Raw genomic sequence first — 26,418 nt, 5'->3', positions numbered from 1 at the left:
AAGTGAATACAGCTAACCCCCCTGCGGCTCCAAGTACAAGAGGTAGACTTTAATTGAAGCCTGCTTCAGTGCGTCTGGCAAGTTCCTATTGCTAATCACGCTACACACTATGCCCTGACCGCTAAGGTTATCTTAAGTTTTATTCAGTAGCATTTCGTTAATTGGTTAATACTAGGGTTTGATTTTAACAATGAATGTTCGACATAAGTTACAGTGTAACGGATTGGTGTTTATTTTAGTCACCGCACTGTTTTTTACTCTCTTCCAAAATGCGCTGTTTATTTATAAAGCCTGGTCGTTAATTCACTTTGACAGCAGTGATAGTTATTTCTTTGCAGCAACTATTCCGCTGGTGATTTTCTGCGCCCTTAATATTATTTTTAGTCTTTTAGCCGTACCTGTACTGCGTAAGCCAATCATTATTTTGTTTCTACTGGGGAGTGCGGCGGCCAACTATTTTATGTTCAGCTATGGTGCCGTTATCGACGCCAATATGATGCAAAATGCGTTTGAGACCAATGCACAGGAAGCCACCGCCCTTTTCACGCCGCGCATGGCTTTATGGTTGCTGATATTAGGTATTTTCCCCGCCATTATTATCTGTTTCGTGCGTATCCGAGTGACGCGCCCCTGGTGGTATATGCTGGGGTTAAGAGCCGCCAATATTCTGGCGTCAGTCGTCATTATTCTGCTGATCGCGGCATTATTTTATAAAGATTACGCTTCGCTTATTCGGAATAATAAAAGCATTGTTAAAATGCTCACACCGTCCAATTTTGTCAGCGGTAGTTTTCAATTCGCCAAACATAAATATTTCGCCAGTAATATGGCATTAGTGACAATCGGGGAAGATGCCCATAAAGGCTCCTTAATCAGCGGACAACCAAAGAAAACACTGGTGATATTAGTGGTGGGCGAAACTGCTCGGGCAGAGAATTTCTCATTGGGTGGTTATGAGCGGGAAACCAATCCTCGGCTGAAAAAACAGGATGTGACCTATTTCAAGAATGCCTCATCCTGTGGGACTGAAACGGCAGTTTCCGTACCTTGCATGTTCTCAAATATGCCGCGTAAAAATTATGATGCAACACTTGCCAGCCATCAGGAAGGCTTGATGGATATTCTTGCCCATGCCGGATTGAATGTGTTGTGGCGCGAAAATGATGGTGGCTGCAAAGGTGCCTGCGATCGCATTCCTCATCAGGACGTCACACAGCTGCAGTTAACCACTGATTGTGAGAATGGTGTTTGCATGGATAATGCATTGCTCTATAAGTTAGATAATTATATCAATGGGTTAAAAGGTGATGGCGTCATTGTGCTACATCAGATGGGCAGCCATGGCCCGGCCTACTACCGCCGATCCACGCCAGAGATACGTCAGTTTGCGCCGACTTGTGATAGCAACCAAATTCAGGATTGCACGCCGCAGGAACTGGTCAATACCTATGATAATTCCATTCTTTATACTGATGCGATGCTCGATAACACCATCAAATTACTGCAACAGCATAATGATAGATTTAATACCGCACTGGTGTATCTCTCTGACCACGGAGAATCGTTAGGTGAAAATGGCATGTATTTACATGGCACGCCCTATATGTTTGCTCCCAGCCAGCAGACACATATTCCTTTTTTGATGTGGTTGTCGCCTGAATACACAAAAAACTATGGCATTGATCGCCAGTGTTTGTCCGATAGCGCGCAACATGATGAGACTTCACAAGATAATCTCTTCCACACCATTTTAGGGATGATGAATGTTCAAACAACGGAATATCAATCTGGAATGGATTTGCTACAAAAATGTCGAAGTTAAGGTTAACTAATAAAAAGTAGTCACAAATAGCCGATAGATATCTATATTGATGCCAGCGCACCCTCCGCTGGCATTTTTTTCTTGACCTAGACCGATTGGTCTATTAGGCTTTTGAGCATGAACAAAATACAACATACACATGTAGATACCCGTGAACACCTGCTTGCTACCGGTGAGAGCCTCAGCCTACGCCTTGGTTTTAATGGCATGGGCCTTAGCCTGTTACTCACAACTGCGGGTATTCCGAAAGGGTCGTTTTATCACTATTTCCGCTCAAAGGAAGTGTTTGGTGAGGCGATGCTACAGCGCTATTTTGATCGCTATGATGCACAGATGGCAAACCTGTTAACCGGTTCGCCAGGTGATAAGCGTCACCATCTGCTGCACTATTTTGCTCAAGCCATTGCTAACTATTGTGGCAGTGAATGCCACAATGCTTGTCTGGCGGTTAAACTATCAGCCGAAGTGAGTGATTTATCCGAACCTATGCGTCATGCGCTAGATATCGGCACTGCTCGCGTCATTGGTCGTTTGCAAGATGCCATCGAAGCCGGCATTGAAGAAGGCTCTTTACGCATTACGCTTTCCCCTGCGGCAACCGCAGAAACGCTCTATGCCTTGTGGCTAGGCGCGTCGTTGCGGGCGAAAGTAAAACGATCAGTTGCGCCACTGACCTGTGCGCTAGAAAGTATCGAACTGATTTTACAACCCGCTCAATAATCCAATGATCCTGAATTTCATGTTTGTTATTTTTCAGGATTTACCCAGACACTAGTTGACTGGTCTATTAATATAGGACGCACCATGAAGACTGCTAAACTGTTCTCCCCTTTGAAAGTTGGCGCGCTCACATTGCCGAACCGTGTATTTATGGCTCCACTGACGCGCTTGCGTAGTATTGAGCCAGGTGACATTCCAACACCTTTGATGGCTGAATATTATCGTCAACGAGCCAGTGCTGGTTTGATTATCACTGAAGCAACTCAGATTTCTTTCCAGGCGAAAGGCTACGCTGGCGCTCCGGGGTTACACACTCAAGAGCAGTTAAACGCCTGGAAAAAAATCACTCAAGCCGTCCATGACGAAGGTGGACATATTGCCGTGCAGCTATGGCATGTTGGCCGCATTTCACACAACAGCTTGCAGCCGGGCCAACAAGCCCCCGTCGCACCTTCAGCGATTGCCGCTGATACCCGTACCACCGTTCGTGATGAAACAGGTGCCTGGGTGCGTGTTCCCTGCTCTACACCGCGCGCTCTGGAAACAGAAGAGATCCCTGGCATCGTTAATGATTTTCGCCAGGCAACCGCCAATGCCCGTGAGGCTGGGTTTGATTATATTGAATTGCATGCGGCCCACGGCTATTTATTACATCAATTTATGTCTCCGGCATCAAACCAGCGTACTGACCAATACGGTGGCAGCATTGAAAACCGAACTCGCCTGACCTTAGAAGTGGTTGATGCTACTGCGGCTGAATGGGGCGCTGAGCGTATTGGTATCCGTATTTCACCTTTAGGGCCGTTCAATGGTTTGGATAATGGTGAAGATCAGGAAGAAGCGGCGCTGTATCTGATTGAAGAGTTAAACAAACGCCATATCGCATACCTGCACATCTCCGAGCCAGACTGGGCCGGCGGTAAACCTTATTCAGATGCATTCCGCGATGCCGTACGTGCCCGTTTCAAAGGGGTGATTATCGGCGCGGGTGCGTATACCGCAGAAAAAGCCGAAAGCCTGATTGAAAAAGGATTTATTGATGCTGTTGCCTTTGGCCGCAGCTATATTTCCAACCCAGATCTGGTTGAACGTTTGCAGCAAAATGCACCACTGAATGAGCCTGACGGTGAAACCTTCTACGGCGGTGGCGCTAAGGGTTATACCGACTATCCAACGCTGTAATCCTGCTTAGTTATGGATCAATTGATACTCGCGGTCAGGCAATATGCCTGGCCGTTATCATTTGCAGTCTATTCATTTTCTGTAACCCATTGAACTGATTTAATTACCAAGGCTATACTTAAACCTGTTTTCACTCACTCTTGCCCACCATTCAGGCAACATAGCAACAGAGGGTATTATGCGCCTACTCCATACCATGATCCGCGTCGGTGATCTGCAACGTTCCATCGATTTCTACACCAAGGTATTAGGGATGCGTTTGCTGCGTACCAGCGAAAATACCGAGTATAAATACTCGCTGGCATTCGTCGGCTACAGCGATGAGAGCGAAGGCTCAGTGATCGAGTTGACCTATAACTGGGGCGTAGACAGCTACGAGATGGGAACTGCGTTTGGTCACCTGGCTCTGGGGGTGGATGATGTTGCGGCCACCTGCAACCAGATTCGTCATGCTGGGGGCAAAGTGACCCGTGAAGCAGGCCCGGTCAAAGGTGGCAATACGATTATTGCTTTTGTCGAAGATCCAGACGGTTACAAAATCGAACTAATCGAGAATAAGAGCGCCGGGCACGGCCTCGGAAACTGATTGACACAAAGGCACCTGCGCGGTGCCTTTTTTCACATCGCGATATCCCCCTGCATCCCGCGCTAAAATTTGACATAATGCGTGCTGAATTCGATGAAGATAAGAAACTGATGGCAGATAAAAGTGACCTTAACGCCCTAAGTGGCCGTTTTCGTGGGTATTACCCAGTAGTAATTGATGTAGAAACCGCCGGTTTTAATGCGCAAACCGACGCATTATTAGAGATTGCCGCCGTCACCTTGCAAATGAACAAGGATGGCTGGCTGTTGCCTGATGAAACGCTGCATTTTCATGTAGATCCGTTCGAAGGTGCCAACCTGCAACCAGAAGCACTGGCATTTAATGGGATAGATCCCACTAACCCATTACGTGGCGCAGTGAGTGAACATGATGCGTTACATGCTATTTTCAAAGCCGTGCGCAAAGGGCTAAAAGAACAAGGTTGTAACCGCGCCATTATTGTTGCGCATAATGCACATTTCGATCACAGCTTTGTGATGGCTGCGGCTGAACGCGCCAGTTTAAAACGCAACCCGTTCCACCCATTTGCCACTTTTGACACCGCAGCGCTGAGCGGCCTGGTTCTGGGGCAAACCGTATTGGCTAAAGCATGCCTGACGGCAGGGATTCCGTTTGATAGCAGCCAGGCTCACTCTGCTTTGTACGATACAATGCAAACGGCGAAATTATTCTGTGAGTTGGTGAATCGTTGGAAGAAACTGGGTGGCTGGCCAGTGCCAGCGGGTGAATCTGAGTAGCCTAACTCAAGAAAAAATAGCAAATTAACCATTAAAAAAGGTGGCCGGGGAGCCACCTCAGACTGCTGACAAACTCTAAGGACTCGATCTTGCAAGGTGAAGGCAGGTAGAAGAGTAAAGCGTCCGCGCCAGGGAAGGCGCGGCTCGAGCCCTCAGGGATGGGTTTACGGCGTCTTTACAATATGCCTGTTTTCACCACTACAGGCACTTTGTCATTAACCTGAGGTGGCCTGAGAGCCACTTTTTGGTTTATTGCCTAACCTGCCAGAACATTACTCTGCTGCAGGTTTTTCTTCAGCAGAACGGTATTTATCTGCAGTTTCTTTCAACAGTTGCTGCAGTTCGCCACGCTGATACATTTCCATCAGGATATCGCAACCGCCCACCAATTCGCCATCAACCCACAGTTGTGGGAAGGTTGGCCAGTTAGCGTATTTTGGCAACTCAGCACGGATATCCGGGTTTTGCAGAATATCAACGTAAGCAAAACGTTCGCCGCAAGCAGATAGCGCCTGCACAGCCTGAGCAGAAAAACCGCAGTTTGGCAGCTTTGGTGAGCCCTTCATGTAAAGCAGGATTGGGTTTTCTGCTATCTGGCGCTGAATTTTATCAATCGTTGTCATTTCTTGCTTCCTCAAGCCATCTAGTGGCTACAATACTTAGAACCTATCCATTAGGGCTATTTTATTATTGCGTCCAGCCTATTGTAGCGACTGTCACCACTGGAATAAAACGCCATCTTTTGCAGGGGTTTTATTCGGTTCGTTGTCGGTTATATTATCAGCTACAAATATGTGCATTTAGAATAACATTTTTGATCCCTTATCTTCATTATTATCTTCACTGAGGGATGCCAGAAATGCGGGTCGACTAACTCGTTGACGTATGGTTGATTTAAGTTCATTAGCCGTGTGAAAAAACGGCAATTGCGACGCCATTAACGTTTTCTCACAATATCGACTAAAATCCTGTAGCTCTCCGCTTTTTTATATCCGGAGTTTCGGCAATACTGTGACTCTTCGTATTCATTTCAGGGCCAAGGTTGGTAGCGTTATTATGCGTTTAATACTTACGCTGTTTGTGCTGCTGTTTACCCAGCTATTTCTAAACCTCGCACATGCGTCGCCGCAGGCTCACGTCTCGGCTGAGCAAAAGAAAGGCCAGGTTAGTCAGGCCAGCCCTGATGACCGTAAAAAACGTAAAGCTGATAAAAACATTAAAAAAGCCAAAGTTGATAGCAATAAAACCAGCAGTAAAAGCATTACAAATAAAACAGCGGGCAACAGCGATAAAAAGAAAACAGCAGCCACCGCCAGCAAAACCATTAAGAAGAAAGCACAAGAAGTCAGTAAACCTGCCAGCAAAAAAGTAAACAGTAACAAAAAAACGAATATTAAAACTGCTAGCAATAAAAAAGCGGCAGTTAACAAAACCGAAAAAGTAGCTTACGGCCGCCATCGCAATAAAGTCCAAGGTAAAGCCGCAACCGAATTAGCAGCAAACAGTAAAATAAAACTCAGCCCTGCGCATAAAAAACGCTATCAGCATGCTAAGCAGACCGCAATGAGCAAACTGATGAAGCAAGTGGGGAAACCTTATCGCTGGGGTGGCACCTCCCCTAATACCGGTTTTGATTGCAGCGGACTTATTTACTACGCCTATAAAGATGTCATCAGAATAAAAATGCCGCGCACTGCTAATGAAATGTATCATTTGCGTGATGCGGCACCGGTTAAACGCGCTGAATTAGAAAGCGGTGATTTAGTATTCTTCAATATTGCCAATCGCGGTGTTGCGGATCATGTCGGCGTTTATTTAGGCAACGGCAAATTTATTCAGTCACCACGCACCGGCGAAGAAATTCGTATCAGCATGCTAGATAATGACTACTGGCAAGACCATTATGTGGGTGCTCGCCGCGTTGTAACACCAAAAACTATCCGCTAATCCCATCACCAGCACCCGGTTTACCGGGTGCTTATCACTCAGCATGCCTTCCTCATCCATGACATAACGTATAACTTTCACTTAATATCCCATCTAACACTGTGGTTATCTCTGTCATTTCTGTCGAAAATTGTTAAGATTAATACCCACAACAAAAATACAACAATTACGATTTTAAGCGCTCCTCGCCTCATTTTAGCCAAAGTTCATGATTGGATTTGAGGAGCAAACACCCTGAGCAAACCCGAAAGGAGAGAGCTATGTCTTTTGAATTACCGGCATTACCTTATGCACAAAATGCACTGGAACCGCACATTTCGGCTGAAACACTGGAATACCATTACGGCAAGCACCACAATACCTATGTGGTAAACCTCAATAACCTGATTAAGGATACTGAGTTTGCAGGTAAATCCTTGGAAGATATTGTCAAAACATCCAGTGGTGGTATTTTTAACAATGCGGCTCAAGTCTGGAACCACACATTCTACTGGCACTGCCTCTCACCTAATGGTGGCGGTGAACCAACGGGTAAAGTCGCCGCAGCCATTAATCAATCCTTCGGCTCTTTCGCTGAATTTAAAGCGCAATTTACCGATGCGGCAGTGAAAAACTTTGGTGCAGGCTGGACCTGGCTGGTCAAAAAAGCGGATGGCAGTTTAGCGATTGTCAGCACATCGAATGCGGCAACACCGCTGACGACCGCTGATAAGCCATTGTTAACTGTGGATGTGTGGGAGCACGCTTACTATATTGATTATCGTAACGCGCGGCCAAAATATCTGGAGAATTTCTGGGCGCTGGTGAATTGGTCTTTTGTTGAGAAAAACTTAGCCTGATACGACGAGAGCAAAAAACACTGCGTAATCGTATTACCAGTCAAAATAATTAAGGGCGGTTTAACCGCCCTACTTACCACTTCACACCGGCTCGCGGTTTAATTAATTCATTACCGCCACGAAGCTAAAGACAATAATCATCGCCAGCGCACCAACAGTCGTAATCAGCGACATTTTCAGATTGGTATCCATAAGAACTCCTCAGTCGGTTAATTTTTATACTCGTTATACTTCAAATAGCATGTGCGTTGGCCAGGTTCACTCGCTCGAACTATTTAAAGTATAGTAGGGTAAAGGCACATAATTAGTGCGTTAAATTATTTTCCCACAGTTAAGAAAAAAAATCTTGTGCTCATTACGCACTTTATAACATTGATTACCTCTTTCACTTTTCCTCCAGATCAGCCAAAATTCGCAGTTCATAACTGTATGCCGACTAATAACGTCTAATAAATACGCCCAGACGACCATCTGACTTAGCTCTCCAGCCTACTATATTGTTTCTGTCTGAGCGGTATTCGAGTCATACAGGCAAACGATTAACATAATACTTACCTGCTGTAACAGGTGAGCTTAGGAGTCATTCTTTTTATGGCAACGATTAAAGATGTGGCCAAACACGCGGGTGTGTCTACTACCACCGTTTCGCACGTTATCAACAAAACTCGTTTCGTCGCCGAAAACACCAAGGCCGCTGTGTGGGCAGCCATTAAAGAGCTGCATTATTCACCGAGTGCGGTGGCCCGCAGTTTGAAAGTTAATCACACTAAATCAATTGGCTTGTTGGCGACATCCAGCGAAGCCCCCTATTTTGCTGAAGTGATCGAAGCGGTTGAAAATAGCTGTTATAGCAAAGGTTACACCCTGATTTTATGTAACTCTCATAATAATCTGGATAAACAAAAAGCCTATTTGGCGATGCTGGCACAAAAGCGTGTTGATGGCTTATTGGTGATGTGCTCTGAATATCCGGAACAGCTACTGGGAATGTTAGAGGATTATCGCAATATTCCGATGGTGGTGATGGATTGGGGAACCGCCCGTGGCGATTTTACCGACTCGATTATTGATAATGCATTCGAAGGCGGTTATTTAGCTGGCCGTTATCTTATTGAGCGTGGCCACCGCGATATCGGCGCTATCCCCGGCCAGTTATCGCGTAATACCGGTGGCGGTCGCCATCAGGGCTTCCTGAAAGCGTTAGAGGAGGCCAATATTCCCCTACGAGAAGAATGGGTGGTTCAGGGCGATTTTGAGCCAGAATCCGGCTATAAAGCCATGCATCAAATTCTGACACAAAAGCATCGCCCGACTGCTGTCTTCTGTGGTGGCGATATTATGGCAATGGGCGCGATATGCGCCGCAGATGAATTAGGTTTGCGTGTACCACAAGATATTTCGGTGATCGGGTATGACAATGTGCGTAATGCTCGCTATTTTTCACCGGCGTTGACCACCATTCATCAGCCGAAAGAGCGATTGGGTGAAACGGCTTTTGCTATGTTGCTCGACCGTATTGTTAGCAAACGCGAAGATCCTCAAACCATTGAGGTACATCCTAAGCTGGTCGAACGCCGTTCTGTTGCTGATGGCCCATTCCGCGATTATCGCCGCTAAGCACAGTTATCGCTGCTAAACATTTAGTCTGCCGGTAGCGCCCTGTTACCGGCGGCTAATTCTGCCGTATCTCATTATCAGTGCCATTATCATCTCTTAGCCACTCTTCATTTAACGTGACACTGTCACCCAAATATTCCAGCATCCAGGCTAAGGCCGGGGAATGGTTGTTCTGCTCCCACGTCAAGCAGCATGGGCTATCAGGTAAGGGTTCGTCGAGTGTTAAGGCTGCCAGTTTCCCTTGTGCAATCAGGGGCGATACCATATGAGCGGGCACCATGCCAATGCATAACCCCTCACACAGGCAATCTATGCCCGTCACCCAGTCCGGTGCCACTAATCGCTGTTGGTTATCCAACGTCCAGGTATCTCGTTTCGGCAAATTTCTCGCTGTGTCCTCCAGACAAAGTGAGGGATAAGGGCGTAACTGATCATCGCTAAGCGGCCCGGTTAACTGCGCTAAAGGATGATTAATGCTCACTACGCAATGCCAGGTCAGAAAGCCCATGTCACGGAAGACAAAACGCCCGCCAACAGGGATGGCACGAGTCGCACCAATGGCCATATCCGCTTGCCCATCCACCAGCGCATCCCACACGCCGTTAAAGACTTCATAGCGCACCCGCAATTCGATATCGGGAAAATGGCGATAAAAATCCAGCACTAAACGGCGACTTCGCTGAGGTTTGACGATTTTATCAACCACGATATTTAATTGCCCGCGCCAGCCATTCGCCACTTGTTGACATTGACGACGTGTGTCATTCATTTTTTTGATAACATCACGCGATTCTTTAATAAAAACTTTGCCTGCTTCGGTCAATTCCACATCCCGATGGCGTCGCGCAAATAGCGGTACAGCCAACCACTCCTCTAATTGACGCACGGTATAACTTATCGCAGAGGGCACGCGGTGCAATTCTTGCGCAGCAGCGCTGAAACTCCCAGTGCGCGCAACAGCATCCACCACATCCAATGAGTATTCTGACCACATGGTTTGGCGCTTCCTTTAGACGGAATATTTGGTATCAATTTTTTTGATAGCATGGCGCAAATATTACCATTTCACAACAGAATATCTCGCCGCTAGAATGCCCCCCGCAATTAATTTTCGATAACAAAAGTTTTGCCTGCAAAAATATAATCTAGCCAAAGTCATTGGAGCCACAGATAGGCAGCAAATGAACACATCCAGATGATGCTTATAGCAATAAGTGATTCGGGAAAGTAAGAGCAAACACCCCTGTGGTTTCAAGGACGAAGCATATAATGAGAAATAAATAATGAAAACGACATCAAGTTTCATGTTCTATCTGGCCGGTTTGAGCATGTTGGGGTATCTGGCCACTGATATGTATTTGCCCGCATTTGGTGCCATGCAACAAGAACTCCAAGCCTCCGCTGGATCCATCAGCGCCAGCCTCAGTATCTTTCTCGCCGGTTTCGCTATCGCCCAACTTATCTGGGGGCCGGTTTCGGATAAAATAGGTCGCAAACCCGTTCTATTAGCAGGATTGGGGTTATTTGCCATCGGCTGCCTGGGGGTTTTATGGGTTGAAACTGCGGCGCAGTTATTGGTTTTGCGCTTTATTCAGGCGGTGGGGGTCTGCTCCGCGGCTGTGAGCTGGCAAGCCTTAGTGGTCGATCGCTATCGCGACGGCAAAGCCAACCGAGTATTTGCGACCATTATGCCCTTGGTAGCGTTATCCCCTGCGCTCGCGCCATTACTGGGTGCCTGGTTATTAAATCATTTCAGCTGGCGCTCAATTTTTGTCGTGCTATTGGCGATTACCCTGCTGCTACTGATTCCGACCGCCTTGCTTAAAGAACGGAAAAAAACAACGCCGGATAACGTAGAAAAAAACAAAAACACCATTAGTTTCTGGCAGTTGCTGAAATCTCCGGTATTCAGCGGCAACGTGATGATGTTTGCTGCATGCAGTGCCGGTTTTTTTGCCTGGCTAACGGGTTCACCGTTTATTTTAGGTGATATGGGGTATAGCCCGAATATCATTGGTTTGAGTTATGTTCCTCAAACATTAGCCTTTCTGCTGGGGGGATTTGGTTGTCGTAGTGCATTGAGTCGAATCAAGGGTAACACCCTGCTGCCGTGGCTATTAGCCGGTTATGCTATCAGTATGATTGCGCTCTATCTGATAGCAACGCTGACAACGCCCACACTGGTGACCTTACTTATTCCGTTCTGCTTAATGGCGCTTGTGAATGGTGCCTGCTACCCTATTATCGTAGCAAATGCATTAACGCCCTTTCCTGCCAATACGGGTAAAGCAGCTGCGTTGCAAAACACACTACAATTGGGTTTGTGTTTTATTGCCAGTATGCTGGTGTCGGCTTATATCAGCCAACCTTTGCTGGCAACCGTCACAGTAATGCTGTCAACAGTCGTTTTAGCTGCATTGGGATATGGTATTCATTGCTATGCATTGAGAAGTAATAAAACCCAGACTAACAAAACTGACTATATTTGCGGAGAGTCATAATTCTCAATAGAAATAGTCACTAAGCGAAATGTCGGCCGGGAGCGATTTATTATTGAGAAAGCATCCCGGCAGGCCTATACTCGATTTAACCAATTAGAATATCATTTAAAAAAAGCATTATCCTAAACACTTGCTGGACGCGTGGATTGCGTCACATTTACTCTTATGGATGAGTCGCCCTATCATTAGGGTTTCTTCTTAATCTTCCTCTGTCCGTAATGGATACCAGACACCAACTTTATTGGTATGTATCTGCGCATATAGATTTTATCGCGGGTCATAAGTCAGAAGAAAGTGATGGAGAAGCTATGAGTTCATCCTGTATAGAAGACCAGAGTATTCAAGAAAATCCGTGGTTTCGCATTGTACAAGAAATGCTGAATCGGGCGGATATTGAAATCAATGGCTCACGCCCCTTCGACATTAGAGTTAATAACCCAGACTTCTTTAAGCGGGTATTACAAGAAGGATCTTTGGCATTAGGTGAGAGTTATATGGATGGCTGGTGGGAATGCGATCGGCTGGATATTTTCTTCCAACGCGTTCTCAGGGCTGGCCTGGAGCATCAACTTCCACACCATCTCAAAGATACTTTACGCATTGCCGCCGCGCGCATTATTAATTTGCAATCTAAGAAACGAGCCTGGATTGTCGGTAAGGAGCATTACGATCTTGGTAATGATCTATTTAGCCTAATGCTCGACCCCAATATGCAATATTCCTGCGCCTATTGGAAAGATGCAACCACCCTTGAGCAAGCGCAGGAAAATAAATTGCAGATGATCTGTGAGAAACTGCAATTAGCGCCGGGCATGAAACTGCTTGATATTGGTTGTGGCTGGGGCGGGCTTGCCGCTTACGCCGCGCGCCATTTCGGGGTGTCGGTTTCAGGGGTAACTATTTCAGCTGAACAGCAAAAACTGGCACAAAAACGCTGCGAAGGGTTGGATGTCACTATTTTGCTGCAAGATTATCGCGACCTGGATGAACAATTCGATCGCATTGTCTCGGTGGGAATGTTCGAACATGTCGGCCCTAAAAATTACAACACCTATTTTGAAGTGGTTAAGCGTAATTTAAAACCTGACGGTTTATTCCTGCTGCATACCATTGGTGCTAATCGTACTGACCTGAGTGTTGACCCATGGATTGATAAATATATCTTCCCCAATGGGTGTCTGCCATCGGTACAACATATTGCCAAGGCTAGTGAGCCTTATTTCATCATGGAAGACTGGCATAATTTTGGGGCCGATTACGACCGAACACTGATGGCATGGTATGAACGTTTCCAAGCCGCATGGCCAAAATTAGCTGAGAATTACTCGCCTCGGTTTGAGCGAATGTTCAGCTATTATCTGAATGCCTGTGCCGGTGCATTCCGCGCCAGAGATATTCAATTGTGGCAGGTCTTATTCAGCCCCAACGGCGTAGAAGGCGGTATTCGAGTTGCTCGTTAATATCTAATGTGATTCTTTTTCAAAAAGGCAGGAGCACATCAGCCCTGCCTTTTTTATTTTATACGCGAGGGACTTTTTCAGCTGCTGCTATCTGCGCAATTTCGCGTTGTGCCAACACCCGCTCAACGGTATCCACTACAGCCTGAGTTTGTGGATCTATTTCAATATTCACCCGATGTCCCAAGCGCTTTTTACCGAGTGTGGTTCGTGCCAGTGTTTCCGGAATCAAATGGACGCAAAAACGGTTGCCCACCACCTCGCCGATGGTCAGACTGATGCCATCAATACCGATAAAGCCTTTATGTAATACATATTTCATTAAATCGTCACTGGGCAGTCGAAACCAGATCTGACGGTTATTTTCTGAGGTATATATTTTGGCTATTTCAGCGGTACAAATAATATGACCGGACATGAGATGTCCGCCAATTTCATCACTAAATTTCGCGGCTCGCTCCAGATTAACAATATCACCCACTTTAATATCACCCAGATTGGTAATACGCAGGGTTTCCTTCATTAAATCAAAACTGACTCGATTCCCGTTAACTTCAGTCACTGTCAAACAGCAGCCATTGTGAGCCACCGAAGCACCTAATGCTAATTCAGGCAACAATTCATTTGGCATTTCAACCACATGGGTGCGGAAGTTGGATTTTTCGTCAATGGCAACCACTGGCGCGGTGCCTTGAACAATACCGGTAAACATACGCCATGCCTCTTATCTGTAAAAAAAGTCTGTAGAAAAAATTTCACTGCCCTGATTTTGCCTCAGAAGATAAGGAAAACCAAACCACTTAGACTAAAAATCTGTATTCGCGTTATTTCATTGAAACTGAATGACAAGGATTGCTTAAGCACTGCGAGGAGGTACAATCTTTTATACTCTTCGTGTTCCAAGAGTATTATGTTTCCCGCTATTTTATTTATCGGCTATAAAACGATAAATTATCACTACTGAAATTATAACTAGGTTATACCCATACATCTTCAAGGACGATGGGTAGATAAAGGTGCATACGTGCAGAAGTATATCGTCGAAGCGCGTAGCTTGTTGGCTCTCGCTATTCCTGTTGTTATCGCGCAATTGTCCCAAACCGCCATGGGTGTGGTTGACACTATTATGGCCGGTTCTGTCAGTGCAACCGATATGGCTGCGGTGGCGGTGGGGACCTCAATCTGGTTACCCGCCATATTATTCGGTCATGGATTATTGCTGGCATTAACGCCGACGGTTGCCCAACTTAATGGCTCCGGACGGCGCAACCAAATTGCTCATCAGGTCAGACAGGGCTTTTGGCTGGCATCCTGTGTTTCAGTGTTAATTATGGTGGTCATTTATAATAGCGACCACGTGATTAAGCAGATGCACGACATTGATCCGGTGCTGGCAGATAAGGCCGTTGGTTTCCTGCATGCCATTATGTGGGGGGCGCCCGGCTATCTCTTTTTCCAGGTGCTGCGTAATCAGTGTGAAGGATTATCTAAAACCAAACCGGGGATGGTGATTGGTTTTATTGGCTTGTTGGTCAATATCCCCATTAACTATATCTTCATCTACGGTAAATTCGGTGCTCCGGCCTTAGGCGGCGTCGGTTGTGGGGTGGCTACCGGCACAGTTTACTGGGTGATGTTCCTGATGATGCGTTGGTATGTGACTCGCGCCCGCTCACAGCAAGATATCAAACTGGAAAAAGGATTTGCTGCACCGGACTGGCAAGTCATGAAACGCCTCGGGGGGCTTGGGCTGCCGGTTGCGTTGGCGCTGTTTTTCGAAGTGACCTTGTTTGCGGTTGTCGCACTACTGGTTTCTCCGCTCGGTATTGTCGCCGTGGCCGGGCACCAGATCGCCCTCAACTTTAGTTCATTGATGTTTATGTTACCGATGTCATTAAGTGTCGCTGCGACTATTCGTGTCGGCTTCCGCCTGGGGCAAGGGTCAGTAGAAAACGCCAGAGTGGCTGCGTATACCAGTATTGCGGTGGGCCTGATGCTAGCATGTGTCACCGCGATATTTACTGTGGTGTTCCGCGAACATATTGCGCTGCTCTATAACAAGACACCTGAAGTCGTGGTCATGGCCTCCCACTTGATGTTATTGGCAGCACTTTACCAATTATCTGATGCAATTCAGGTGATCGGCAGCGGCGTATTACGCGGTTATAAAGATACTCGCTCGATCTTCTTTATTACTTTCACCGCCTATTGGTTGTTGGGGCTGCCAAGTGGTTATTTACTCGGTTTGACCGATTATATTGTACCCGCGATGGGGCCAAGTGGTTTCTGGATAGGCTTCGTTATCGGCCTGACCTCGGCGGCTATATTAATGGCGCTGCGCATACGCTGGTTACAAAAACAGCCAGCGGCTTTTATTCTGCAAAAAGCGGCACACTAACCGTTTGTCATCGTGGGCATTAATTGCTGACAGTTATCTCAGTGATTAATGCCCTGCCAAAGAAGAAAAGCTGGAGAAAAAAACAGCGCAATGAGTAAAAGCGCAGCAATTACGTGAGTTTGCGGTGAATATTATGTTTTTCTCCTTGCCAGAGGACGGGCGGCTCGTTAATATTCGTCCCCGTTGTCAGCATTGATGGCGAATAATAAGAGTTAGGTATTGCGTCCGTAGCTCAGTTGGTTAGAGCACCACCTTGACATGGTGGGGGTCGATGGTTCGAGTCCATTCGGACGCACCACTCTTATTATTAGAATGCCAGGTTATTAGAATGCCAAGAGTATGATGTGCGTCCGTAGCTCAGTTGGTTAGAGCACCACCTTGACATGGTGGGGGTCGATGGTTCGAGTCCATTAGAACGCACCACTCTGTTGTTTCCGATAACTTCCTGACCTTAATCAACCCAACTCAAGTTCCCTCTATCTTGTGATGTTGTTTTCAACAATTATTCAGCTTCTACTTTGTTAAAAGTGTTAAAAAAATTTATTGTTGCGCAACAAAATAAGCATTATTTCCCGTGTTTGCGCGACTAATGGTCCGTTTTTATAAAAAACGGCAATGAGTTTCTGTTTTCTATTTCATTTCCCGCAACTTACCGCTTATAATACGAACCGTCGTTTCAGTTGAATGGTTTCAGCATCTTGATCTGCCGATACGCTAAAAAAATACAACTCACATTTACGCCATCGTATACCGATCATGCGCTTAGCCTCGTGCTAAAGTTTTCCGTTCAATTTCCGCAACTGTCATCTATTCTTAGTAATGTTTTGCTCCTTGTTCACGTTTCGCTACACCAGACACTTATCAAATTCCACTCCGTTGCTGTATTTAACGGAATATTCGCTTTTTATCCATCACAACTTGTAGAAAAAATCCGTCATGAAAAAGACTAAAATTGTTTGTACCATCGGTCCAAAAACCGAATCCGAAGAAATGCTGACGAACTTGCTGAATGCCGGTATGAACGTTATGCGCTTAAACTTCTCCCACGGTGACTATGAAGAACATGGTCAACGTATCAAGAATATCCGTGCTGTCATGGCAAAAACTGGCTTGAAAGCCGGTATCTTGTTGGACACCAAAGGCCCAGAAATTCGCACCATGAAACTGGAAGGCGGCAAAGATGCTGCTCTGGTTGCAGGTCAGACTTTCACTTTCACCACTGATCAAAGCGTTATTGGTAACAACAATATCGTTGCTGTGACCTACCCGGGCTTCGCAGCAGACCTGAAAATTGGCAACACTGTGCTGGTTGACGATGGTCTGATCGGCATGGAAGTCACCGAAGTCACTGAAAGCACCGTGGTATGTAAAGTGCTGAACAATGGTGATTTGGGTGAAAATAAAGGCGTTAACCTGCCAGGTGTTTCTATCCAACTGCCAGCACTGGCTGAAAAAGATAAAGCTGACCTGATCTTTGGTTGTGAGCAAGGTGTGGACTTCGTTGCGGCATCCTTTATCCGTAAACGTTCAGACGTGCTGGAAATCCGCGAACACCTGAAAGCCCACGGTGGCGAGCACATTCAGATCATCTCCAAAATTGAAAACCAGGAAGGTCTGAATAACTTCGACGAAATCCTGGAAGCATCCGACGGTATCATGGTTGCTCGTGGTGACCTGGGTGTTGAAATCCCGGTTGAAGAAGTTATCTTCGCGCAGAAGATGATGATTGAGAAATGTAACCGCGCACGTAAAGTTGTTATTACTGCAACTCAGATGCTCGATTCCATGATCAAAAACCCACGCCCTACCCGTGCAGAAGCTGGCGACGTTGCTAACGCCATTCTGGACGGTACAGATGCCGTGATGCTGTCTGGTGAAAGTGCTAAGGGTAAGTACCCATTAGAGTCTGTTACCATCATGGCGACCATCTGTGAACGTACAGACCGTATCATGCCTAGCCGCATCGAAACGCTGAACGACAACCGCAAAATGCGTATCACTGAAGCAGTTTGCCGTGGTGCGGTAGAAACCGCAGAAAAACTGGAAGCAAAAGTGATCGTGGTAGCAACTGGCGGCGGTAAATCTGCCAAGTCAGTGCGCAAATACTTCCCGACGGCCACTATCCTGGCACTGACCACCAATGAGACTACTGCGCGTCAGTTAATCCTGACCAAAGGCGTGATAACTCAACTGGTCAACGAGATTGCTTCAACAGATGACTTCTACCGTATCGGTAAAGAAGCGGCTCTGGCTAGCGGTCTGGCACAGAAAGGTGACGTTGTCGTGATGGTTTCTGGTGCATTAGTGCCAAGTGGCACCACCAACACTTCTTCCGTGCACGTCTTATAATCTCGACGCACGATTAAACGCTAATTAAAAACGCCGCTTTCAATAGCGGCGTTTTTCTTTTTGAACACGGCCAAATAAACTTTCCGAAAAAACCATTTTATCTTATGCCCCCCAAACCCGTTTTTCTGAGTAGGACTTATCCGAAAGAATCCGGCTGTTTTACCTCGTTTTTTTAACTTTTTTTTAAAACAAGATGCTTCTTTGAGCGAACGATCAAAATAAACCCCTCTAATACTAAAAATTTATTCTCTTTCGAAAAAACTTTGTGTAATACTTGTAACGCTACATGGAGATTAACTTAATCTAGAGGGTGTTAATAATGAATCGTACTAAACTTGTACTGGGCGCGGTAATTCTGGCTTCTACTATGCTGGCTGGTTGTTCAAGCAATGCTAAAATCGATCAACTGTCTTCTGACGTTCAAACTCTGAACGCTAAAGTTGACCAACTGAGCAACGACGTGAACGCAATCCGTTCTGACGTTCAAGCAGCTAAAGACGATGCAGCACGTGCTAACCAACGTCTTGACAACCAAGCTCACGCTTACAAGAAGTAATATTACTTCCTGAATGAAAAATGGCGCACATTGTGCGCCATTTTTTTTACCTCACAGAAACCCGTCTCTGACGGTCACTTTCCCTGCTATACCCTTCCCTGACCATCTATCCCATCATCAACTTATTCATTCGCCACGCCGATACGCAAAAAATTAGCCACGGCAAAATGGTAACTGCCGTGGCTAAGATACGTTAAGTCTTAGATGTGTTAAGCCTTAGTTCGCGGCTGAGTAAACCGGACCTGGCTGAACCAACTTAGGAATTTCTTGTTCAGTGGGTTGCTGACCTTCGCTCTGTGGTTGTGCTTCTTGCTCGCTCTGAGGGGCTACAGCAGCCGGAGCTTGTGCAGGGGCAGTCTCACCTACAGTCACAATAACCGGCATGCCAGCACGGCGTACAATCGCTTCCTGAACCACTTGTGCATCAGTCTGGCTGTCGTTGATGAATTTCTGCAAGCCACTACTGATAGCAATTGGCATTGTTTGCGGATCATCACTGTCTACACGAGACAACGGTTGATGAACTTCTACATAACGCTTGCCATCTGGCTCAACGGAATATTTAACCGGCTCGTTGATGATCTGAACGCGGGTGCCTTTCGGTACGGCTTTGAACAGCGCTTCAATATCATCTGGACGTAGACGAATGCAGCCGGAGCTGACTCGCATACCAATGCCAAAGTTAGCATTGGTTCCGTGAATCAGATACTCACCGCCACCGGCAGCCAAACGCATGGCAAACAGACCCATTGGGTTTTCTGGACCGGCTGGCACCACTGCTGGCAAAGTCACACCTTCAGCCGCATAGTGCTTACGGATGTTGGCCGTTGGTGTCCAGGTTGGGTTCGGGATCTTCTGACTGACAGAGGTCGTCATCGTTGGAGTATTACGCCCCAACTGGCCGATACCGATTGGGTATACGATGACTTTATTCTGGCCTTTAGGGTAATAATAAAGACGCAGTTCAGCCAGGTTGATGACGATACCTTCACGCGGGGTATCAGGCAGCAACATCTGAGTCGGGATAGTTAACACTGAACCGGGTAACGGCAAATACGGGTCAGCGCCTGGGTTTGCTTCCAGCATCCCCAACAAACCGATTTTATAGTCGGCAGCAATAGCCTCCAGCGGACGGCCATCATTTGGAACAGTATAGGTAGTATTTTCACCAATCAGACGACTATTGGCTGGCGGCAGAGGATACTCGGTCGCATTGGCAGCGGTGATACTTCCCGCCAGACAAGTTGCGAATAACATACCAATCAAAGTTAATGCACGTTTCATGCTTAGTTCCTACATCACTTCTTAAAATTCGATTCGGCTATCTACGTTAATTTTAGCAGCCAATAATAAGGCCACCATATAGTAACAGTCATTATTATAAAGGCAATTTATATCTCTAGAAATCAAGGTGTTACAATGTAATTTATTATGCTTTTTCCAACCTGGAGGGCGATTTAAGCTGCTGAAATTTCACCATTTTAAGACTGTGACCCATGACGCAAAAATGCTCAGTCACGGGAGAATAAAGCACAAAATGTTGACGCGAATCAGCCCGCTTGTAGTACCGCTGCTTTGGCACGAATGGCACGGATCATAGCTTCAAGGCCTTGGGAACGCGAAGGGGTTAGATGCTGACTAAGGGCTAAATCGGCAAAGAATGGTCGAACATCAAGATCAATTATCTGTTGCGGAGTCAAACCCTGATACAGAATAAACACGACTGCAACCAGGCCTTTGACGATGGCGGCATCACTATCACCGGCAAAAACCACCTTACCTTCCGTTGAGGTGCTCATAGCAATCCACACCTGACTTTGGCAGCCCGAAATAAGGTTCTCAGGCTGGCGCTGCTGCTCAGTTAACGGTGGTAGCTGTGCACCCAACTCAATGACATACAGATACTTTTCTTCCCAATTCAAACAACGGGAAAAGTTACGAATCAATTTATCTTTATCTGGCAAACCAGCCATAACACTCGTCCTAAAGTAAAAATAAAAGCCGACTGTTTAAAATGATAGTCGGCTTTAGGGTGCATTGTCGCGAACTGTCCGCGCTAACCCAGTAGTTTTTCGATGCGCAGTAATCCGGCCACCAGGCGATCCACTTCCTCGCGGGTATTATACAGTGCCAGTGACGCACGACACATACTCGGGACTTGATAGAACGCCATCAGCGGCATGGCGCAGTGATGTCCGGTACGAATAGCAATGCCATATTGATCCAGGAAGCTGCCCACATCATAGGCATGGTGTTGCCCCAGATTAAACGCTATCACCCCTGCCCGCTCTGCTGGGCCATAAAGTGTCAGACTTTTTATCTGGCTCAGTTGCTCCAATGCATACTGCATCAGCGATTGTTCATATGCGTGGATATTATCCAGGCCCAGGCCATTCACATAACTGATTGCTGCACCCAGCCCCATAATCCCGGCTGTATTGGGCGAACCTGCTTCAAAACGCCACGGCGCATCAGCAAAGGTCGTGCCTTGTGTCAAGCTGACGGTTTTAATCATCGCACCGCCCCCTTCCCAAGGCGGCATTTGCTGTAGCAATTCACTCTTGCCATACAAGATACCAATGCCCGATGGCCCATACAGTTTGTGACCGGAGAAAACATAGAAATCACAGCCCAGATCCTGTATATCGACGGTTTGATGCATGACAGCCTGAGCGCCATCCACCAGCACCACTAAGCCCGCAGCTTTGGCTTGCGCCACGATCTCTTTAATCGGGTTTACCGTCCCCAGTACATTGGACACCTGAGCTATCGCCAGCAGTTTGGTGGTGTTATCCATCAGCCCTGCCAACGCACCAGGCTCCAACTCTCCGGTTGCCGTCAGTGGCCAAACACGAATTTCGATACCAATCTCTTTTGCCAGCATCTGCCACGGCACAATATTGGCGTGATGCTCCATTTCGGTAATGATAATGCTATCACCGGCTTTGAGAGCATGGCGGCCATAGCTGTTAGCCACCAGATTAATGGCTTCGGTGGTGCCTTTGACAAAAACAATCTCTTCGGCAGAGGCTGCGTTAATAAAGCCAGCAACCTGGCTGCGCACCGCTTCCATCTGCCCAGTCGCTTCTGCGCTCAAGGTATGAATGCCGCGATGAACCGCCGCATAACCTTCACGATAGAAGTTAAGCTCTCTATCAATCACTATTTGTGGTTTCTGCGCACTGGCAGCACTGTCCAGATACGCCAACGGCTGACCGTTAACCTCACGGCTAAGCAGTGGAAAATCAGCTCTGATCTGTTCGATACTGATCTGCCCGATAGAGATACTCATAGCGACTCCCCAGCCAGCCGCTCTGCAATACGCGCCAACACTACTTTGCGGATAGATTCGTGATGAATGGCTTCGGTCAATTCGGCGGCAAAAGCAAAAATAATCATTTGCTGCGCATCTGCCTGATTGATACCGCGTGATTGCAGATAAAACAGCTGTTCTGCATCAATACGCCCAACGGTAGCCCCGTGGCTGCACTTCACGTCATCGGCATAAATTTCCAACTGTGGTTTGGTATCAACTTCGGCTAACTTGCTGAGCAACAAGTTATTGTTGGTCATCTGCCCGTCAGTTTTCAGTGCATGCTGAGCGACTTTTATCATGCCATTAAAGACTGCTTTACCCCGCTCCCTCACAATAGTTTTGTGCAACTGGCGGCTTTCACAATAGCCCTTGTTATGCTCCAGATAGGTGCGGGTATCACAGATTTCGCGCCCAATTGGCAGCAGCAGACTATTGATGGATAAAGTGGCACCCTCGCCATTTAACTGGGCGCTGGTATTGTGGCGAGTCAGCCCCGCCCCGAGCAAGAAACTGTAACTCTTGGCCCGTGCATCGCGGCTTAACACTAAATCGTTATGGGCAAAGTGATAGCTTTGCGGTGTTTCAAATGCCAGTTTGCAATGACTCAACTCAGCATTATCACCCACTGAAATAGTCAGCCGCGCGCCAGTAAAATGCGGCTGTTCATTGAGGCTAACAAAATGCTCAATGACCTCAGCCTGTGCACTCGCCTCAATCGCCAGATGATGGCGATAATGGCTGGTATTCACCACCTCAGAACCCTTACCTGAGCTGATATGCAGCAGATAAAGCGGTTTGTCGCTGTGTTTTCCGACAGGCAGGCGAATATGCAGACTTTCCTGAGCCAGACTCTCTGTCAGATGCAAAAATATTTCCGACTGGATAGCCGCAGGGAATGAGGTGTTTTCTGTCGTGTGTGTCAGTTGATACGGGCCACAATCGCGGTCGCTCAACTCAGGGGAATATCTGCCATCAATGAAAACCACACGGTGCGCATCTTTGATCAATAAGAGATCATCACGCTGAGTCGCCGTAACTTCCGCTGCGGGCGCAAAACTGAAATTGTGCGCCAGTAAACGCTCCAGTGGCGTGTACTTCCAGTCTTCATGTTTGATGCCGGGAAAACCCAATTGCAGCACTTGTTGCCAGTGTGCCGTCACCTCGGCTTTCTGGCCACCTTGATGCTGTTTAAACGTTTGATTCTGTTTAAACAATTGACCAAAATGTAGCAACGCATCAGCGCGCTGTTTTTCAAGAATACGTTGCTGTTCCAGCATGTTACTGTTGGTCGGTAAGCCAGCCATAGCCTTGCTCCTCCAACTGTTTCACCAGCGTGAAATCACCAGATTTAATGATTCGCCCCTGATACAACACATGCACAAAGTCAGGTTTGACGTAATCGAGGATGCGCTGATAGTGAGTCACGATAATAAAGGCGCGATCTTGATTGCGCAGTGAGTTTACCCCGTTGGCGACAATTTTCAGTGCATCAATATCCAAACCAGAATCGGTTTCATCCAGAATGCATAAAGAAGGCTCCAGTGCTGCCATCTGCAAGATATCGTTGCGCTTCTTCTCACCGCCCGAGAAGCCCACATTCACTGAACGTGTCAGTAAATCTGCCGGCATTTTGAGTAACTCAATTTTCTCTTCGATAAAATCTGCGAAATCAAAACGATCCAGCGGTTCCTGTTGACGATATTTACGTACCGCATTGACGGCAGTTTGTAGGAAGAAATGGTTGCTGACACCTGGAATTTCTACCGGATATTGGAAAGCCAAAAACACGCCCTCGCCAGCCCGATCTTCTGGGTCGAGTTCCAGCAAGTCTTTACCTTTGAAGGTCACACTGCCCTCAGTGACTTCATATTCTTCCCGTCCGGCCAGCGCCGCAGACAAGGTACTTTTCCCTGATCCGTTTGGCCCCATAATGGCATGCACTTCGCCGGGTTTGATCTCCAAATCCAAACCTTTGAGGATTTCGTTACCTTCCACACTGACTTTTAAATTCTTAATGCTTAACATAAGTTTCCTTGGTGCGCAGGCGCGCAAAACTCTGCGAATGCTTATTCAACTGAGACTCAACCAACACTGTGTTCCAGGCTGATGGCTAACAATTTCTGCGCTTCCACGGCGAACTCCAGTGGCAACTCGGAGAACACATCCTTACAGAAGCCGTTAACAATCATTGAGATGGCATCATCTTCGCTGATGCCACGTTGCAGGCAATAAAACAGTTGGTCATCGCCAATTTTTGAGGTTGTCGCCTCATGCTCTAGCTGTGCGGTGTTATTACGCACTTCCACATAAGGGAAGGTATGTGCACCGGAATCCGGGCCAATCAGCATCGAGTCGCATTGCGTGAAGTTACGGGCGTTATCCGCACCGGGCAAAATTTTAACCAGGCCACGATAGGTATTTTGGCTATGCCCCGCAGAGATCCCTTTGGCGATAATGGTTGATTTGGTGTTTTTGCCAATATGGATCATCTTGGTGCCGGTATCAGCTTGCTGATGGCCGTTGGTTAATGCGACCGAGAAGAACTCGCCGATAGAGTTATCGCCCTGCAAAATGACACTTGGGTATTTCCAGGTAATGGCCGAGCCGGTCTCAGATTGGGTCCATGACATTTTGGAGCCATCACCTTCACACAGCGCCCGTTTGGTCACAAAGTTGAGAATACCGCCGGTACTGTCAGCCCCGGCAAACCAGTTCTGAACTGTCGAGTATTTCACTTCTGCATTTTTGTGCAAAATGACCTCGACCACTGCAGCATGTAGCTGATAGCTATCACGAACCGGTGCAGAGCACCCTTCGATATAACTCACATAACTGTCTTCATCGGCAATCAGGATAGTGCGCTCAAACTGACCGGTTTTGGCGGCATTGATACGAAAGTAAGTGGATAGCTCCATTGGGCAGCGCACCCCTTTAGGTACATAGACAAAAGTACCGTCAGAGGCGACCGCCGCATTCAACGCGGCAAAAAAGTTATCTTTGGCAGGAACCACTGATCCCAAATACTTACGCACTAAATCGGGGTATTCCTGAATGGCTTCACCGAATGAGCAGAAAATAATACCTTGCTCGGCCAATTTACCGCGATAGGTGGTCGCCACAGAAACCGAGTCAAAAATGGCATCAACTGCCACTTCAGCCCCTTCCCGCACTGGCACCCCAAGCTGAGCAAAGGCAGATTCAACCTCAGCGGTGAGGTACTCATTCATGGTGTGCGCGGCTGAATCTTCAGCGGATGACTGTTGCAGTGCGCCGGATTGCGAACCGCAGTTATCATCACAGCTACCGCAAGATGGCGCTGAGTAATAGCTGTAATCCTGATAATCCAGACTTTTATAATGCGCTTTCAGCCAATGCGGTTCTTCCATTTCTAACCAACTGCGATAAGCCCCGAGGCGAAACTCTAACATCCATTCCGGTTCGTTACGCTTGGCAGAAATAGCACGAATAACATCCTCGTTGATGCCCTTCGCTAACTCATCAGTTGCAAGCTGTGTAAAGAAACCTTCTTTATAGCGACCATCGCTGACCCAAGCCTGCACATCATCTGGAACTTCTACATTGCTTCGTGTCATTTCGTTTACATCGCTCAAACGCCAAAGCTCTCGCCACACCCGCAGGAGTGCTGAGCTTTAGGATTATTAAATTTAAAAATCTGATTTAGCCCTTCACGGACATAATCCACCACGGTGCCATCAATAAACGGCATCGCTTTCAGTGGCACGTAAAGTTTGGCACTGCCATGCTCGAAAACCAGAGCGTCGCTGGCAGGTTCCTTTGCCATGTCCATCACGTAAGCAAAACCGGCACAGCCTGATTGTTTAACCCCCAGCTGCAATCCTTTTATTTCAGGATCTTGCTGCATGAGCCGTGTAATTTGCGCCGCGGCGCTGTCGGTGATCGTAACGCCCTGCCAAACATTATCATCGAGTGAAAATGTCCCGACGGATTCCTGTTGCATATGCCCCACCTTCTATCTCTATTACTTAATAATTAGCTGGCTGATTATGAGTAAATCAACACAGATTGTTCACAATGGTAGTGATAATAATTATCACTTCAACCGTTTGTTTTGCAGGGATATTAAGAAAAGTGCCGTTTAGACCTCAAATGAGGCGGCAACGAAAGAAGCATGCTGCGATGGCCGGAGAAGTCTGGGTAAACAAACACACTTTTATCGCCATGAAATAAAACAATAATTACGACAGCGATGCTCGAATCCCTTGCTATATCAGAGGCTAATTGCGGTTAACCTCGGTATTTTTAAACATTCATAAAAAATACCTATTTCTCTATTAACTTTAGCTGAAAACCCCCTTAGGGGGAACCTATCAGAGAGATTCGCCGCATTT

The 26,418-nt window shown here is 46.9% G+C and carries 24 protein-coding genes and 2 tRNA genes; 15 read left to right on the top strand and 11 right to left on the bottom strand.

All coding sequences use genetic code 11. The features are described from left to right. Positions 1-190 precede the first annotated feature (190 nt). The 5 genes from eptA to rnt all read left to right on the top strand — a co-directional run bounded on the left by eptA (position 191) and on the right by rnt (position 5,068). Complete coding sequence (gene eptA, locus FTB31_RS17450) at positions 191-1,822, top strand: phosphoethanolamine transferase EptA (protein ID WP_227731655.1); 1,632 nt, start codon at positions 191-193, stop codon at positions 1,820-1,822. A 117-nt stretch (positions 1,823-1,939) separates the two neighbouring features. Next, complete coding sequence (locus FTB31_RS17445; RefSeq protein WP_050078519.1) at positions 1,940-2,542, top strand: TetR/AcrR family transcriptional regulator; 603 nt, start codon at positions 1,940-1,942, stop codon at positions 2,540-2,542. 84 nt (positions 2,543-2,626) lie between these two features. Then, positions 2,627-3,724, top strand: coding sequence for an alkene reductase (gene nemA, locus FTB31_RS17440; RefSeq protein ID WP_077174667.1), 1,098 nt, complete (start codon positions 2,627-2,629; stop codon positions 3,722-3,724). 178 nt (positions 3,725-3,902) lie between these two features. Continuing rightward, on the top strand, positions 3,903-4,310 hold the full coding sequence (gene gloA / locus FTB31_RS17435; protein ID WP_050078516.1) for a lactoylglutathione lyase: 408 nt from the start codon (positions 3,903-3,905) through the stop codon (positions 4,308-4,310). Between the two features lie 110 nt (positions 4,311-4,420). Beyond that, a complete protein-coding gene (rnt, locus tag FTB31_RS17430) occupies positions 4,421-5,068 on the top strand; it encodes a ribonuclease T (RefSeq protein WP_072081947.1) in 648 nt (215 codons plus the stop codon). Positions 5,069-5,340: 272 nt separating this feature from the next. On the opposite strand, the gene FTB31_RS17425 is transcribed toward rnt, so the two are convergent. Continuing rightward, positions 5,341-5,691, bottom strand: coding sequence for a Grx4 family monothiol glutaredoxin (locus tag FTB31_RS17425; protein WP_050078514.1), 351 nt, complete (start codon positions 5,689-5,691; stop codon positions 5,341-5,343). 433 nt (positions 5,692-6,124) lie between these two features. Here FTB31_RS17425 and FTB31_RS17420 point away from each other — a divergent pair, with 433 nt between their 5' ends. Both FTB31_RS17420 and sodB read left to right on the top strand, forming a co-directional pair. Continuing rightward, positions 6,125-7,015: a C40 family peptidase gene (locus tag FTB31_RS17420; RefSeq protein WP_050078513.1), complete on the top strand. Its 891-nt coding sequence runs from the start codon at positions 6,125-6,127 to the stop codon at positions 7,013-7,015. A 260-nt stretch (positions 7,016-7,275) separates the two neighbouring features. Then, positions 7,276-7,854: a superoxide dismutase [Fe] gene (gene sodB / locus FTB31_RS17415; protein ID WP_227731654.1), complete on the top strand. Its 579-nt coding sequence runs from the start codon at positions 7,276-7,278 to the stop codon at positions 7,852-7,854. 102 nt (positions 7,855-7,956) lie between these two features. Here the strand turns inward: sodB and cydH are convergent, their stop codons facing one another. After that, complete coding sequence (gene cydH / locus FTB31_RS17410; RefSeq protein ID WP_019079325.1) at positions 7,957-8,046, bottom strand: cytochrome bd-I oxidase subunit CydH; 90 nt, start codon at positions 8,044-8,046, stop codon at positions 7,957-7,959. A gap of 399 nt (positions 8,047-8,445) precedes the next feature. Here cydH and purR point away from each other — a divergent pair, with 399 nt between their 5' ends. Further along, entirely contained in the window at positions 8,446-9,471 is a 1,026-nt protein-coding gene (purR, locus tag FTB31_RS17405) for an HTH-type transcriptional repressor PurR (protein ID WP_050078509.1), read from the top strand. A 55-nt stretch (positions 9,472-9,526) separates the two neighbouring features. Here purR and punR read toward each other — a convergent pair whose 3' ends face one another. Continuing rightward, positions 9,527-10,465, bottom strand: a complete 939-nt coding sequence (gene punR, locus FTB31_RS17400) for a DNA-binding transcriptional activator PunR (RefSeq protein ID WP_050078508.1) — start codon at positions 10,463-10,465, stop codon at positions 9,527-9,529. Between the two features lie 289 nt (positions 10,466-10,754). On the opposite strand from punR, the gene punC reads away from it, so the two are divergent. Together punC and cfa are read left to right on the top strand one after the other, a co-directional pair. Continuing rightward, positions 10,755-11,972 (top strand): purine nucleoside transporter PunC, encoded by a 1,218-nt coding sequence (gene punC / locus FTB31_RS17395; protein ID WP_050078507.1) that lies wholly within the window; start codon positions 10,755-10,757, stop codon positions 11,970-11,972. A gap of 308 nt (positions 11,973-12,280) precedes the next feature. After that, a complete protein-coding gene (cfa, locus tag FTB31_RS17390; protein ID WP_077174663.1) occupies positions 12,281-13,432 on the top strand; it encodes a cyclopropane fatty acyl phospholipid synthase in 1,152 nt (383 codons plus the stop codon). Positions 13,433-13,490: 58 nt separating this feature from the next. On the opposite strand, the gene FTB31_RS17385 is transcribed toward cfa, so the two are convergent. Beyond that, positions 13,491-14,141, bottom strand: coding sequence for a riboflavin synthase (locus FTB31_RS17385; RefSeq protein ID WP_050078505.1), 651 nt, complete (start codon positions 14,139-14,141; stop codon positions 13,491-13,493). A gap of 312 nt (positions 14,142-14,453) precedes the next feature. Here FTB31_RS17385 and FTB31_RS17380 point away from each other — a divergent pair, with 312 nt between their 5' ends. The 5 genes from FTB31_RS17380 to FTB31_RS17360 all read left to right on the top strand — a co-directional run bounded on the left by FTB31_RS17380 (position 14,454) and on the right by FTB31_RS17360 (position 18,732). Then, positions 14,454-15,827, top strand: a complete 1,374-nt coding sequence (locus tag FTB31_RS17380; protein ID WP_077174661.1) for an MATE family efflux transporter — start codon at positions 14,454-14,456, stop codon at positions 15,825-15,827. A gap of 221 nt (positions 15,828-16,048) precedes the next feature. Next, positions 16,049-16,125, top strand: a tRNA-Val gene (locus tag FTB31_RS17375). Between the two features lie 48 nt (positions 16,126-16,173). Then, positions 16,174-16,250 (top strand) — tRNA-Val (locus FTB31_RS17370). Between the two features lie 513 nt (positions 16,251-16,763). Then, the gene (pykF, locus tag FTB31_RS17365; protein ID WP_050078503.1) at positions 16,764-18,176 is read left to right on the top strand and encodes a pyruvate kinase PykF; all 1,413 of its coding nucleotides are present in this window, start codon (positions 16,764-16,766) and stop codon (positions 18,174-18,176) included. A 319-nt stretch (positions 18,177-18,495) separates the two neighbouring features. Further along, positions 18,496-18,732, top strand: coding sequence for a major outer membrane lipoprotein (locus tag FTB31_RS17360; protein ID WP_005165631.1), 237 nt, complete (start codon positions 18,496-18,498; stop codon positions 18,730-18,732). 216 nt (positions 18,733-18,948) lie between these two features. Here FTB31_RS17360 and FTB31_RS17355 read toward each other — a convergent pair whose 3' ends face one another. From FTB31_RS17355 to sufA, 7 genes are all read right to left on the bottom strand, one after another. Then, on the bottom strand, positions 18,949-20,016 hold the full coding sequence (locus tag FTB31_RS17355; RefSeq protein ID WP_077174660.1) for a L,D-transpeptidase family protein: 1,068 nt from the start codon (positions 20,014-20,016) through the stop codon (positions 18,949-18,951). A gap of 266 nt (positions 20,017-20,282) precedes the next feature. Further along, positions 20,283-20,705: a cysteine desulfuration protein SufE gene (gene sufE / locus FTB31_RS17350; protein ID WP_227719836.1), complete on the bottom strand. Its 423-nt coding sequence runs from the start codon at positions 20,703-20,705 to the stop codon at positions 20,283-20,285. Positions 20,706-20,788: 83 nt separating this feature from the next. Further along, entirely contained in the window at positions 20,789-22,024 is a 1,236-nt protein-coding gene (gene sufS, locus FTB31_RS17345; RefSeq protein ID WP_227731653.1) for a cysteine desulfurase SufS, read from the bottom strand. Next, positions 22,021-23,352: a Fe-S cluster assembly protein SufD gene (gene sufD / locus FTB31_RS17340; RefSeq protein ID WP_227731652.1), complete on the bottom strand. Its 1,332-nt coding sequence runs from the start codon at positions 23,350-23,352 to the stop codon at positions 22,021-22,023. The genes sufS and sufD overlap by 4 nt, the downstream gene beginning before the upstream one ends. Continuing rightward, positions 23,327-24,073 carry a Fe-S cluster assembly ATPase SufC gene (gene sufC / locus FTB31_RS17335; RefSeq protein WP_050078497.1) on the bottom strand — a complete coding sequence of 249 codons (747 nt, stop codon included), beginning with the start codon at positions 24,071-24,073 and terminating at the stop codon, positions 23,327-23,329. The genes sufD and sufC overlap by 26 nt, the downstream gene beginning before the upstream one ends. A 56-nt stretch (positions 24,074-24,129) precedes the next feature. Continuing rightward, positions 24,130-25,641 (bottom strand): Fe-S cluster assembly protein SufB, encoded by a 1,512-nt coding sequence (gene sufB / locus FTB31_RS17330; protein ID WP_050078494.1) that lies wholly within the window; start codon positions 25,639-25,641, stop codon positions 24,130-24,132. A gap of 14 nt (positions 25,642-25,655) precedes the next feature. Further along, on the bottom strand, positions 25,656-26,027 hold the full coding sequence (gene sufA / locus FTB31_RS17325; RefSeq protein WP_050078493.1) for a Fe-S cluster assembly scaffold SufA: 372 nt from the start codon (positions 26,025-26,027) through the stop codon (positions 25,656-25,658). Positions 26,028-26,418: the final 391 nt, after the last annotated feature.

Origin of the sequence: Yersinia proxima (assembly GCF_902170785.1) — a bacterium.
Classification (GTDB): domain Bacteria; phylum Pseudomonadota; class Gammaproteobacteria; order Enterobacterales; family Enterobacteriaceae; genus Yersinia; species Yersinia proxima.
This window is presented reverse-complemented; position numbering and strand designations above follow the sequence as displayed.